The sequence below is a fragment of the Pseudoalteromonas sp. APC 3691 genome (genome assembly GCF_030408135.1).
GTDB lineage: Bacteria > Pseudomonadota > Gammaproteobacteria > Enterobacterales > Alteromonadaceae > Pseudoalteromonas.
This window is the reverse complement of the sequence record NZ_JASDCB010000030.1, coordinates 1-13,475: the sequence shown is the minus strand read 5'-3', so window position 1 is coordinate 13,475 and position 13,475 is coordinate 1. Positions and strand designations below refer to the sequence as shown.

The following is a 13,475-nucleotide window of genomic DNA, read 5'->3' as shown; positions in this document are numbered from 1 at the left end:
CCCTACTTATGGTAACTCATGCCCTTTAGCGCTGACATAAAGTGCATACCAATGCTCACGAGTTAGCTCTACGTTGACAGCATCACAAGAGGCTTTAATACGCTTGGCATTAGTTGTTCCAATAATAGGCTGAATAGATGCGGGGTGGCGAAGTAACCAGGCAATTACAATCGCCTCAGCAGAAGTATCATAAAGTGCAGCCAGTTTATTAACTAAAAGACTGGTGTTTATATCGGCCTGCGATGCGTTTGATAAATCACTACCACTGTATAAACCTTGGCATAAACTGCCCCAGCTTTGAATTTGAATTTCAAAATGGCGACAGTACTCAATACTACCTGGTGTAAAATTAAGATCTTTACCGTCACTGTTACCGGCATATACACCTTCATCAACAAACTGATGCTTTTGCAAACTAGCCTCAATTTGATTAGCCACAATAGGCATATCAAGTGCGTGTTGTAAAAAATTCATTTGGTGCTGCTGCATATTAGATACTGCAAAATTGCGCACTTTACCGCTTTCTTTTAAGCAACTAAATATACGAGCAATTTCGTTAACTTCCATGAGAGGATCAGGACGATGTAGCATAAGTACGTCTAAATACTCTGTATTTAATCGCTTCAAGGATGCTTCAACTGATTGCTCAATCCACTTTGATGAAAAATCATAGCGCTTTGGTCCTAAGTCATCTTCAAAACGAATCCCACACTTAGATTGAATATACATGTGCTCTCTAAGCTCTGGTCGCTCACTTAATGCTTTACCAAAAACCTGCTCAGCTTTACCAAAAGTATAAATATCAGCATGGTCAAAAAAGTTAATGCCACCTTCAATAGCATTATCTATACATTCATGAGTTTGCTTAACATGTGCATCAGTAATTGCGTCTTTATTCCAACCGCCGCCCAGACCCATGCATCCGAATACAAGTTTACTAACATGAGGTAAGTGCTTTGCTAAAGGTGTGTGAAGCATGATAACTATCCTTAAAATTTTGAAGAGCTGTTACTGTAAACAAAAAGCGCTGAACAAGAAACCATTTAGCGGCGAAGAAATTAAGAACAATAAAAAGCGCAGTAAACTGCGCTAATCGGTTTGATTAAAATTAATTTAACCAACAAGTGCTAATAAAATACCCGCAGCAACTGCACTACCAAGAACGCCCGCAACATTTGGTCCCATTGCATGCATAAGTAAAAAGTTATGAGGGTTACTTTCAAGGCCTACTTTGTTTACTACTCGTGCCGCCATTGGCACAGCCGATACACCTGCCGCCCCTATTAATGGGTTTATAGGTGTTTTAGATATGCGATTAAGTCCTTTTGCCATAAATACGCCAGATGCCGTACCAATTGCAAACGCGAGTGCGCCAAGTACTAAAATACCAATCGTCTCAACAGTTAAAAACTTATCTGCAGCAAGCTTTGAGCCTACAGCTAAGCCTAAAAATATAGTTGTAACATTGATGATTTCGTTTTGAGCACTGTTACTTAATCTATCAACAACACCTGACTCTCGCATTAAGTTACCTAAACAAAACATACCTACCAGCGGTATAGCAGCCGGTAAAAACATAGCCGTTAAGCTAAGCACCATAAGAGGGAAAATAATCTTTTCCTTTTTAGATACTTTACGAAGCTCTGGCATTTTTATTTTACGTTCTTCTGGTGTTGTTAACGCACGCATAATTGGCGGCTGAATAATTGGCACAAGTGCCATGTATGAGTATGCGGCTACCGCTATTGCACCAAGTAAATCTGGTGCCAGTTTTGACGCTAAAAATATTGCAGTAGGTCCATCTGCTCCACCTATAATCGCAATAGCCGATGCATCCTGTAAAGTAAACTCAAAGCCTGGCACATAGTTTAATAATATCGCGCCAAACAGAGTCGCAAAAATACCAAACTGTGCAGCCGCACCTAATAGCAACATACGTGGATTAGCAATAAGCGCACTAAAATCGGTTAGCGCCCCTACTCCCATAAATATCAATAACGGAAAAATTCCCGTATCAATACCCACATAATAAACGTAGTACAAAAGCCCACCAGGGTCTGACAAACCTGCCACTGGTACATTTGTTAAAATCGCACCAAAACCAATAGGTAGTAATAATAGTGGTTCAAAGCCTTTAGCTATCGCTAAAAACAGTAATAAACACCCTACCGTAATCATTATTAACGATGGGATTGTAAAGTTAGCAATGCCTGTCGCATTCCAGAGGTTTAAAATACCTTCCATCCTCTATTTACTCCTAAGCTAATGCAATCATAGCGTCGCCGGTAGTTACAGCATCGCCTTCACTAACTAACACTTCAGCAATTGTTCCGGTATGCGTAGCGCGTATTTCAGTTTCCATTTTCATGGCTTCCATAATAATCACTACATCGCCCTCGTTAACAACCTGCCCAGCTTTTACTTTAATCTTAAAAATATTACCGGCTAGAGGTGCGTTAAGCGTTTCGCCTGATGCTACCGAAGCCGACTGGGGAATGTGCTCAGAGTCTTTTAAGGTTACTTCTTTAAGTTCACCACCTTGCGCCACTACTACGTCGTAAACTTTACCATCTACTTTTACGCTGTATTGCTCAGCTTTAACGCTGTTATTATTTGATCCCGATTTTGGTGCTGCCTTATTGCTCTTATCTTCAACGGTAGGAATAGGCTCAAATGCACCTGGGTTGTTGCGGTTTTTAATAAACTTCAAACCAACTTGTGGAAACAATGCATAAGTTAGTACATCATCAATTTGATCATCAGCAAGTGTTAAACCTTGCTCTTGCGCTTCTTTTAATAATTCAGCTTCAAGCGTTGCAAGCTCTGGTGCAATGTTATCTGCAGGGCGACAAGTAATAACCTCAGCTCCATCAAGCACACGCTCTTGTAGCTCTTTATTCATTGGTGCTGGTGTTAAGCCATATTCACCTTTTAATACGCCAGCAGTTTCTTTAGTAATTGTTTTATAACGCTCACCGGTTAGCACGTTAAGTACAGCTTGAGTACCTACAATTTGCGACGTGGGTGTTACTAAAGGTAAAAAGCCAAGATCTTCACGTACACGTGGGATCTCAAGTAAAACTTCATTAAGCTTATCTGCCGCGCCTTGCTCTTTAAGTTGGTTTTCCATGTTTGTAAGCATGCCACCAGGTACTTGAGCTAGTAAAATACGACCATCAACCCCTTTTAAGCTACCTTCAAATGCCGCATATTTTTTACGTACATCTCTAAAGTAAGCAGCAATTTCTTCTAGGTGATTTAAATCAAGGTCAGTATCGCGCTCGGTACCTTCAACTATCGATACAATAGTTTCAGTAGCAGTGTGTCCGTAAGTCATACTCATAGATGAAATAGCGGTATCAAGCATATCAATGCCTGCATCAATCGCTTTTTGATAAGTCGCAGTACTTAAACCAGTTGTAGCATGGCACTGCATAGCAATAGGAACCGATACAGTTCCTTTAAGTGCTTTAATTAGTTTTTCAGCATCGTATGGCTTTAATAAACCCGCCATGTCTTTAATACAAATTGAGTGACAACCTAAATCTTCTAATTGCTTAGCAAGAGTCAGCCACATTTCAAGCGTATGAACAGGGCTAACTGTGTACGAAATAGTACCTTGAGCATGTGCGCCTACTTTTATAGCCGCTTTAATAGCTGTTTCAAGGTTGCGTACATCGTTCATTGCATCGAATATACGAAATACGTCAACGCCATTTTTATGTGCGCGTTCTACAAATTTTTCAACTACGTCATCAGCGTAATGGCGGTAACCCAATAGATTTTGACCGCGTAATAGCATTTGTTGTTTAGTATTAGGCATCGCTTTTTTAAGCGCACGAATACGCTCCCAAGGATCTTCGCCTAAATAACGAATACACGAATCAAATGTAGCACCGCCCCACGATTCAATAGACCAATAACCTGCATCATCTAGCTTGCTAGCAATAGGTAGCATATCGTCTAGGCGCATACGTGTTGCGAGCAATGATTGGTGCGCATCGCGTAATACCAATTCTGTTAATTTTAATTTAGCCATGTGTGTGCCCCTTATTTGTTATTTGATTTGTACTGAGCAATGGCAGCACTAATAGCAGCGATGTGCTCATTAGGCACACCTTGAGATTTAAAAGACGGTGATTTAGCTGGTGATGCCTCTGGTTCGCTAAAGCGCGTCACCAAATTAGACATAAGCGTTACTGCACCAATTAATATCGACAGAAATACAAACACCCCAACCATACCAGTTAGCATTAAGCTACCAGCCGTTGTGAGTAGAGCACCTATATCCATTTTTCTCCCCCTTGAAACCCATATCGAAAATAAAAAATCGATTTAATTAAATATTTATTCACTGGATGATAACAAAACTAGTCGCTTTGTCTACATCTTGTAAATTGGTAAAACCAATTAAACTATAAACAACATAACACTCAACTTATTTACATGCCATAACCCAGCAACCATACGCCATATAATACACGTAGGAAATAACGACTATAGCTAATAGTTATATAGAAGTTGTTAATTAACTATTCAACTTAATAAAAATACACACCAAACTTTATAATAAGTACAAAAACACACACTAATTGTTAATTGGTCTTACCAAAAAAATATTCTCAGTGGATTTTTGCCAGCAATTTGTAACAGTGTGAATAACTTACATAACAAAGCGTAAAAGTTACTAACTAACAAATAACTAAAAACATAACCAAAAAACATAAGCTATTGATATTAATAAAAAATAAACTTTGGCATGTAACTGGCATTAGTTATTATGAGCAAATTTGATAACCAAGGAGAAAACAATGTTACGCTGGACAATTACATTTTTAGTTATTGCTTTAATCGCTGCAGTGTTAGGTTTTGGTGGCATCGCAGGTGCCGCAGCTGGTATAGCAAAAATTATATTTTTTATCTTTTTAGTACTTTTAGTGATTTCATTAGTTTCAGGTGCACTACGTGGTAAATCGCCCAGGTAGATAAAGCATTCAACTAACACACTAAAATTTAATTAATACTTACAAGGAATTACATTATGAATTCAACAACTGTAAAAGCAGCACTAATCGGTCTATTCGCAAGTTTTTTCATCATGGGTTGTGAAGACAACCATGCAGAAGACGCAGGCGAACGTATTGACGAAGCAGTAACTGACGTGCAAAACAAAGTAGAAGATGCATGTGAAAATGTTAAAGAAGGCGTAAACGCTGAAGAAACTAACTGTTAATTCTTCTTTTATCGCTAAAAAACGGCCTTAGGGCCGTTTTTTTGTGTCTGTAATAAAATCACTGACTATAAAGCTGCTCATTTAGCGGTTAGCTTGTTAAAATAAAAAAAACGATATTTAAAGCAAGGCAATATGGCATTTACAACAACCTACACGCTAGATAAACCCTACTTTTATGAGTGCTTTGATGAGTCACTCCCGTACAGTAAACGCGCCAAACCTAAGTACTTTTTACTTGTACTACTGGTTGCGCTTGGTTTATTTGGCATTTATGTTTTAAACGATCATTACTTAGGATCGTTTATGATCATGCTAGGTGTACTAGAGTGCGTCGCTTTTTACTATCGCAGACCTTGGTGGGTAACCAGACAAATGCTCAGCAGAGCATCAGGCTCAGAAGTAACACTTACCTTTGATGAAGAAGGTATTAAATCAGCTAATCATTACAAAAGCTTTCAGCTAACTTGGCAAGACATAAGCGAAGTAATAGATACGCAGCAAGGTATTATTATTAAAAATAAAAGCGGCATGCAGTATATTTCAAGACAAATATTAACCCCAGAAACACTCGCTTTTATAAACAAAAAAGCCACTCAGTGAGTGGCTTTTGACTAGTTGAGTTAATTACTCAACTACGTATACGTGTTGATTAAGCATTGCCCGGATTAGGGTTCGACTTTTCAGCTTGTATGCGCATGTAAATCTCTTCACGATGCACTGATACGTCTTTTGGTGCATTAACACCGATTCGAACTTGATTTCCTTTAACACCTAGAACAGTAACTGTTACTTCGTCACCAATCATTAGGGTTTCACCTACTCTACGAGTTAGTATTAGCATTCTCTTGCTCCCATGTTCCAATAAAAATTATAAGATTCCGCTTAAACATACTAATGAAAATTAGACTGAAAAGTAAGTAAAAACTCGCAATCTATCCATTTTCTGTTAAAAATGCTTTGTGTAATGCACGAACAGCCAACTCTAGGTACTTTTCATCTATTAAAACTGAAATTTTAATCTCTGAAGTCGAGACTAAAACCACATTAATATTTTCCTGCGCTAATGCATCAAAAAATAAACTAGCGACACCAGAATGTGATTTCATACCCATGCCAACAGCAGAAACTTTAGCTACTGCTTGCAATCCGCTTATATTTTGAGCACCGAGCTGAGTTTGATCTTCACTCAATAATTCAAGTGCTTGCAGATAATCATTCGAGTGCACAGTAAAGGCATAGTCTATTTTTTCAAAGTTATGATTAACTTGATTAATCATATCTATTTCGATGCCATTTTCGGCAAAAAGTTTCAATATTTTTGAAAGATATTGCGTGCCCGTTGGCACACCTTGTACCTTAATTAAACATTCGTCACGATTAAACGCAATCCCCGATACAACCTTGCTTGGCATATCGTTCTCCTCAAAACTTATTAATGTACCTTCATCGGGATTAAAGCTCGAAAGCACCCTAAGTGGCACATTATGTTTTCCTGCGGCTTCTACTGAGCGAATATGCAAAACTTTCGCCCCTAAACTTGCCAGCTCTAGCATTTCGGCAAAGGTAACTTGGCTCATTCTGCGCGCGTTAGGTTCAACACGAGGATCTGTAGTATATACGCCGTCAACGTCTGTATAGATCTGGCATTCGTCAGCTTTTATAGCCGCTGCTATTTCTACAGCCGATGTATCGGTGCCGCCGCGCCCAAGCGTTGTAATGTTGCCCTCAACATCACGCCCCTGAAACCCAGCAATAATAGCAATCCGATTATGCTCAAGCTCATGCTTTAAACGCGTAGCAGCAACCTCTGCAATACGAGCTTTACCAAACATGTTATCGGTTAAAATATTGACTTGATCGGCTAATAGGCTCACAGCAGAGTGGCCACGTTTTATAATAGCCATAGCAAGTAGTGATACAGAAACCTGCTCTCCGGTGCTAATTAGTACATCTAGTTCACGGCTACTCGGGCGAGTATCGATTTGTTTGGCGAGATTAATTAAGCGGTTGGTTTCTCCCGACATAGCCGAGAGCACCACAACCACTTGATGTCCTTGTTGTCTGGTTTTTACAACAAGGTCGGCGACTGCTTCAATTCGCTCTATTGAGCCGACCGAAGTGCCACCGAATTTTTGAACAATAAGCGCCACTTAGGCTTAAGTACGCTCAGTTAACCAAGCTGTAACGCTATCTAGTGCAGCAGCAAGGTTTTGTGGCTCACTACCACCAGCTTGTGCCATATCTGGACGACCGCCACCTTTACCACCTACTTGGCCTGCCATGTGGTTAACTAACTCACCGGCTTTTACTTTGCCTGTTAAGTCTTTAGTAACACCAGCAATTAGGCTTACTTTGTCGCCACTGGCAACACCCAGTGCAATAACACCTGAGCCAATTTTGTTTTTAAGGTCATCAACCATACCGCGCAGTGCTTTAGATTCAGTACCTTCAACATTTGCTACAAGTAGCTTAACGCCGTTAATTTCAACAATCGAATCAAGTAAAGATGCACCCGCCGCACTTGCTAACTTATCGTTAAGCTGGGCAACTTGTTTTTCAAGCCCTTTCGACTTTTCAAGTAAGGCAGTTACTTTTTCAAGCACTGACGCATTGTCACCTTTTACAAGCGCTGCAACATCAGCTAATTGTTGCTCTTGCTCGCTTACATAAGCAATTGCCTCTGCACCTGTTACCGCTTCAATTCGACGAACACCAGCAGCAATACCGCTTTCAGATACAATTTTGAATAAACCAATGTCACCCGTACGCTCTACGTGTGTACCACCACAAAGCTCGATTGAGTAATCACCAATAGTCACAACGCGTACTTCGTCATCGTACTTTTCGCCAAACAGTGCCATTGCACCTTTGGCTTTAGCATCATCAATTGCCATTAGCTCAGTGTTAAGAGCAAAGTTACGACGAATTTCGTCATTCACTACGCGTTCAATTTCGCGCAGTTCTTGTTTGGTCACCGCTTCAAAATGTGAGAAGTCAAAACGCAGACGATCTGGCTGCACAAGTGAGCCTTTTTGCGATACGTGCTCACCTAAAAGCTGACGCAGTGCTTCATGCAAAATATGCGTAGCGGTGTGGTTTTTCTTAATACTGTCACGGCGCGCATCGTCAATAGTCGCATCCACTTTATCGTTAACGCCAATACGTCCTTGAACTGTTCCATGATGAGCAAAAGCATTACCCAATTTAGTGGTATTCGTTACATTAAACTCACCACCGGCAACAGTAATTGTTCCGCTATCACCAATTTGGCCGCCTGATTCAGCGTAAAACGGAGTACGGTCTAAAACAATAATACCTTGTTGACCATCTTCAAGTAACGATACCGATTCGCCACCGGCAAAAATTTCTACCACAGTGCCACGGTAATGATTACTATCATAGCCTTTAAAATCAGTGTGCTTTTCTGATTTTAATTGCTCGTTGTAATCAGCACCAAATTTACCTGCTTGTTGCGCTGTTTTACGTTGTACAGCCATGCATTCTTCAAAGCCTTGATGATCAATCGTCATCTGGCGCTCACGCGCAACATCGGCCGTTAAATCAGCTGGAAAACCATACGTATCGTAAAGTTTAAATACTAAGTCGCCCGGTATAATATCGCCTTTAAGGTCACTTAAGCTTTCTTCTAAAATAGCTAAGCCACGTTCAAGTGTTTTACCAAACTGTTCTTCTTCAATGCGCAGTACTTTTTCAATAATTTCTTGTTGCTTAGCAAGTTCTGGGTACGCTTGACCCATTTGCTCAATAAGTGCAGCAACCAATTTATAGAAAAACGCGCCTTTAGCACCTAACTTATTACCGTGACGTACTGCACGACGAATAATACGACGCAATACATAACCGCGACCTTCGTTAGATGGCATAACACCGTCAGAGATTAAAAACGCACACGAACGAATATGATCCGCCACTACGCGTAGTGACTTATCGTCCATATCTTGCGCGTTAGTTACACTTGCAGCTGCTGCAATTAAGCCTTGGAATAAATCGATTTCGTAGTTTGAATGCACACCCTGCAAAATTGCAGAAATACGCTCAAGGCCCATTCCCGTATCAACAGATTGCTTAGGTAGAGGCAACATAGTACCGTCGCTTTGACGGTTGTATTGCATAAATACAAGGTTCCAAATTTCGATGAAACGGTCGCCATCTTCCTCGGGAGTGCCCGGAGGTCCGCCCCAAATATGCTCACCATGGTCATAAAATATTTCAGAACACGGACCGCATGGACCGGTATCGCCCATAGACCAAAAGTTGTCAGAGGTCGCAATACGAATAATACGATCTTCACTTAAGCCAATATCTTTTGACCAATACTCAAACGCTTCTTCATCATCGTGATAAATAGTAACAAGCAGTTTTTCTTGAGGTAATTTAACAACCTCAGTTAAAAACTCCCACGCAAACTTAATCGCGTCTTGCTTAAAGTAATCACCAAAGCTGAAGTTACCTAACATTTCAAAAAATGTATGGTGGCGAGCAGTGTAGCCTACGTTTTCTAAATCGTTATGCTTACCACCAGCACGTACACAGCGCTGCGAACTTGTCGCACGTGTATAAGGGCGGCTTTCTGCGCCTAAAAATACATCTTTAAATTGCACCATGCCGGCGTTGTTAAATAACAACGTGGCATCGTTACCCGGAATAAGCGAGCTAGAAGGTACTATTTGATGTTGCTTGCTGGCAAAAAAGTCTAAAAACTGTTGCCTAATTTGTGCGGTAGTCATGTGCTGCATTTGAAAGTCTCACCTGTATTTACTGTGCTTGCATTGCAAAATTAATTTCATCGTAGCTAAAACCCCGATACATTAAGTAGCGCACGCGCTTAGCTTTATCTTTGTAATCGAGGTCTGGCGGTGTATTCGAATATTTTTTATTGTACGCATCCTGCGCAAGCTCAAACCAATCTATTTCAAGCTCTTCAACTACCATTTCAAGTAGCGAACGATCAATCCCTTTGCCCATAGCTTCGCTTTGTATTCGCTTAAGCCCGTGGCATTTAAATATGTGTTTTCTTACAAAGCCTTCACAGTATCGCTGCTCGTTAATAAAATTGTGCTTTTCGCACCAATCAAGCAGCGTTTCAATAAACTCTTCTGTCGCTTCTTTTTGCTGTAATTTGAGCGTTAACTCACGACGCGAATATTCTTGGCGCCCTAGTAACCAAAGTACATAGTTTTTTAGTTTTTGCTTTAATTTATCATCCATTAAGCGTCAAAACGTCCGCTTGTTTCACTGCTAAGTGGCTTAACATTAATGTCGTCACTTAATGGTACAACAGGCATAAAAATGGCTTGATAAGATACAAAAAAGCTAATGTAGCAAATCGGCATTAAAATCAACAGTGGTAAGAACGATAAGAACATCGAAAGCGCCATAAATAATGCGCAAATAAGGCCAAAAACGCCAAGTGGCAAAATGTTATGATAAAACACCATTAACGATTTTTTAAGCGCCGTTAAAATGCGTGTTTCTTTACTAAAATAAACAAGTGGCACAGCGTACGCAAATGCCGTTAAATAAATTAGCATTGCCATAAAAAATAAAATTACATTCGCGCCCGAAATACTCTCAAGCATTTGTTCTAGCGCCACGTTTGGATCAAGTCCTGGTTGGCTCATAACAGCCACTGCATCGGCAAATAAGCCATTAGCAAGTAACGCCATTAAAATACCCGCACCCATTTGATAAAGTGCTAAACGCAATAACCCTAAACGATTTCCCTTAGCCGTAAATGGCTTGAGAATATCGGCTAGCATAATTTTTCCGCCCTGTTGCTTACTAAGCACCGCTTGGTAAAACCCTGCGGTTAAAAATGGCGTGGCGAGAGCTGCTACTACTTGCAGCAGCGGTAAAAATAAAGACAGCAGCCCTACAATGCCAATAAATAAATGCATAAAAATAAAGGTTGCTGGCTGGGTTTTAAAAATAAGCCATCCGGCTTTTAACCACTTTAGCCCTGCATCGGCTTTAAAAATTCGTAATTGTGTAGACATACTTGCTCTTAATTTAAAACGAAACACGCCAAGTATAACTTGGCGTGAGGGGGGATTAATAGACGAAACGTAATTAAATGATTAAGGTTTTTTAATTTTCTTAATATCTAACATATGCGCGCCATGCTTAATTTTTGTTTCTAGGTACGATTTATTACCCGCAACACCCGCTTTAATGTGCGCATGTGTGCCCACAACCGAGTCAACATTAATACCGGCATCTTTTAATGCATTAAGCTTTTTAGGATTATTAGTCATTAATTTAACGTGACTTAAATTAAGCGCATTGAGCATTAATACCGCATCCGAAAAGTCACGTAAATCATCAGCAAAGCCTAAATGATTATTAGCTTCGTAGGTGTTCATACCTTGCGATTGCAATACGTAAGCGTCTATTTTGTTGTATAAACCAATGCCACGGCCTTCTTGGCGTAAATACAATAAAATACCGCCTTGCTCGTGCATCATTTCAATACATTCATTTAGCTGCTCACCACAATCACAACGCGATGAGTAAAATACATCGCCCGTTAGGCACTCAGAATGCATACGAATAAGCGGTACATCTTGCTCTGTATCAGCGTTGTTAAACACCATAGCAATATGTTCTTTACCATCTTTTAAATCAGTAAATGAGATTATTTCTGCAGGGATATCACTATTTCTGCCAACTTTAAGCTGGACTCTTGCTCTTACTTGCGCCACGACAAATCCAAATATTTAAATAACTACGACACGACAATAAAGTGATAGTATCACAAAATAGGATAAATACACCGTAGTACAAGACTGTTTATGGCAATTATATGGCGACGACAGGCGTTATTTTCAATGATTGTTAAGCAATAAATTAATACAAATAACCGCCAATATTATTTACGTTGATTTACCTTAATCAGTGACACCTACAGGCACGTTTGGTATTTTGTATTTTAAACAACGATAGGGATTATTATGAAACGTCAGCAACTCGCTTTATTTATAGGTTTAAGTTTGTCTGCTTTAAGCGCAACCACTTTAAGTACTACAGTACTTGCAAGCCAAGCAAGCGATCCTCAAACGGTATTTAACCAAGCATACCAAAGCTATTTAGCAGCAGTTAAAGCAGACAAAAACGTACAACAAACTGCCAAACTTGCTTACACATCAGGTAAAGCTGTTTATGGTGAAAGCTCAGATAACACCGCTAACTTAGCTATTAACTACGCTAAAGCTATTAAAGGCTACGGCGATGAGCTAAACGAACAACGTTTTGCACTTTATGATGAAGCCCATACTATTTTAGCGGCTAATCACGGCAAACAATCAATAGAAACAGTTGATGCACTGCTCGGAAAAGCTAACTACACAACATCAGCTTACAAAGCAGCTAACTTTTTAGAAGAAGTAATAGGTATAGCTAAAACACAAAATAACCCTAAGTTTGTAGCCGACATGAAACTTGAAGCTGCAACGCTACTGGCTAAAAAGTTTAGTTCTAAAAAATATCGTGAGGCTAAAAACTACCTAGAAGAAGCCGACGAATACTACCAAGAAAACTTACCTGAAAACTCACTAGAGCGCATAAAAGCCGATTTTTTAATGGCCTCATTCGCAGAGGGTCGTAAAAGATACAACCAAGCGATTGAAAGGCTAAACCGTATAGTTACTGTATTCGATAGTAACTTAAACTTTGATCACAGTGCAGAGCTAACAGCTCATTCAAAGCTTGTAGGTCTGTACGAAAAGCAAGGTAAAAGCGAAGAAGCAACTAAACATTGCCTAGCTATCGCTCAAATGGTGCCATGGAAAGAATCGCAAGTGCAAACGCCGCTTTATCGTGTTAATCCTAAATACCCAGTTAACAAAGCCAGATTTAGTACCGATGGTAGCGTTGTTATGGAGTTTGAGGTAGACGCAGCTGGCTTTGTAAAAAACCCAAAAGTACTTAGCTCTGAAGGCGGCAGCGCATTTGAAAAATCAGCCAAAGCAGCGCTTGAGCAATGGCGTTACGCGCCAAAGTTTGAAAATGGCAAACCTGTTAGCGCTATTTCTCAGGTACAACTCGACTTTAAAATTAACCGCCACTAAAAGCGGCTCATTAAAAAGGCGCTTTTAGCTGTCTCTTATACACAAATCCCTGCTAAGAAATTAGCGGGGATTTTTTTGAACTAAATCTCAATGTCATGATCAGATCTTCAAATCTTGTTTGAGGGCACATTATGATTAACGAACATACTCATTGG

General features: G+C 39.9%; 14 protein-coding genes. 4 read left to right on the top strand and 10 right to left on the bottom strand.

Annotated elements, in window-relative coordinates:
- Positions 1–6: 6 nt before the first annotated feature.
- From QL998_RS11220 to QL998_RS11205, 4 genes are all read right to left on the bottom strand, one after another.
- On the bottom strand, positions 7–978 hold the full coding sequence (locus QL998_RS11220) for an aldo/keto reductase (protein ID WP_182197487.1): 972 nt from the start codon (positions 976–978) through the stop codon (positions 7–9).
- 135 nt (positions 979–1,113) lie between these two features.
- Positions 1,114–2,244 carry a sodium ion-translocating decarboxylase subunit beta gene (locus QL998_RS11215; protein WP_182197485.1) on the bottom strand — a complete coding sequence of 377 codons (1,131 nt, stop codon included), beginning with the start codon at positions 2,242–2,244 and terminating at the stop codon, positions 1,114–1,116.
- A gap of 13 nt (positions 2,245–2,257) precedes the next feature.
- Positions 2,258–4,039 carry a sodium-extruding oxaloacetate decarboxylase subunit alpha gene (gene oadA, locus QL998_RS11210; RefSeq protein WP_290192698.1) on the bottom strand — a complete coding sequence of 594 codons (1,782 nt, stop codon included), beginning with the start codon at positions 4,037–4,039 and terminating at the stop codon, positions 2,258–2,260.
- Positions 4,040–4,050: 11 nt separating this feature from the next.
- On the bottom strand, positions 4,051–4,293 hold the full coding sequence (locus QL998_RS11205) for an OadG family transporter subunit (protein WP_076925244.1): 243 nt from the start codon (positions 4,291–4,293) through the stop codon (positions 4,051–4,053).
- Between the two features lie 518 nt (positions 4,294–4,811).
- Here QL998_RS11205 and QL998_RS11200 point away from each other — a divergent pair.
- The 3 genes from QL998_RS11200 (at position 4,812) to QL998_RS11190 (ending at position 5,833) form a co-directional block, all read left to right on the top strand.
- Positions 4,812–4,985: a DUF1328 family protein gene (locus QL998_RS11200; protein ID WP_002961939.1), complete on the top strand. Its 174-nt coding sequence runs from the start codon at positions 4,812–4,814 to the stop codon at positions 4,983–4,985.
- Positions 4,986–5,041: 56 nt separating this feature from the next.
- Positions 5,042–5,233: a hypothetical protein gene (locus QL998_RS11195; protein ID WP_007378921.1), complete on the top strand. Its 192-nt coding sequence runs from the start codon at positions 5,042–5,044 to the stop codon at positions 5,231–5,233.
- Positions 5,234–5,365: 132 nt separating this feature from the next.
- Positions 5,366–5,833, top strand: coding sequence for a YcxB family protein (locus tag QL998_RS11190; RefSeq protein ID WP_290192697.1), 468 nt, complete (start codon positions 5,366–5,368; stop codon positions 5,831–5,833).
- A 49-nt stretch (positions 5,834–5,882) separates the two neighbouring features.
- On the opposite strand, the gene csrA is transcribed toward QL998_RS11190, so the two are convergent.
- The 6 genes from csrA to ribA form a co-directional block, all read right to left on the bottom strand.
- Positions 5,883–6,074 carry a carbon storage regulator CsrA gene (gene csrA, locus QL998_RS11185; protein WP_004587515.1) on the bottom strand — a complete coding sequence of 64 codons (192 nt, stop codon included), beginning with the start codon at positions 6,072–6,074 and terminating at the stop codon, positions 5,883–5,885.
- A 91-nt stretch (positions 6,075–6,165) separates the two neighbouring features.
- Complete coding sequence (locus QL998_RS11180) at positions 6,166–7,383, bottom strand: aspartate kinase (RefSeq protein ID WP_138489621.1); 1,218 nt, start codon at positions 7,381–7,383, stop codon at positions 6,166–6,168.
- 6 nt (positions 7,384–7,389) lie between these two features.
- Complete coding sequence (gene alaS, locus QL998_RS11175) at positions 7,390–9,990, bottom strand: alanine--tRNA ligase (RefSeq protein WP_290192696.1); 2,601 nt, start codon at positions 9,988–9,990, stop codon at positions 7,390–7,392.
- A 19-nt stretch (positions 9,991–10,009) separates the two neighbouring features.
- Complete coding sequence (locus QL998_RS11170; RefSeq protein WP_002961933.1) at positions 10,010–10,462, bottom strand: regulatory protein RecX; 453 nt, start codon at positions 10,460–10,462, stop codon at positions 10,010–10,012.
- The gene (locus tag QL998_RS11165; protein WP_024595741.1) at positions 10,462–11,250 is read right to left on the bottom strand and encodes a BPSS1780 family membrane protein; all 789 of its coding nucleotides are present in this window, start codon (positions 11,248–11,250) and stop codon (positions 10,462–10,464) included. The genes QL998_RS11170 and QL998_RS11165 overlap by 1 nt, the downstream gene beginning before the upstream one ends.
- Before the next feature lie 81 nt (positions 11,251–11,331).
- On the bottom strand, positions 11,332–11,955 hold the full coding sequence (gene ribA, locus QL998_RS11160; RefSeq protein WP_002961931.1) for a GTP cyclohydrolase II: 624 nt from the start codon (positions 11,953–11,955) through the stop codon (positions 11,332–11,334).
- Between the two features lie 249 nt (positions 11,956–12,204).
- Between ribA and QL998_RS11155 the strand changes: the two genes are divergently transcribed.
- Positions 12,205–13,320 carry an energy transducer TonB gene (locus tag QL998_RS11155; protein ID WP_290192695.1) on the top strand — a complete coding sequence of 372 codons (1,116 nt, stop codon included), beginning with the start codon at positions 12,205–12,207 and terminating at the stop codon, positions 13,318–13,320.
- Positions 13,321–13,475: the final 155 nt, after the last annotated feature.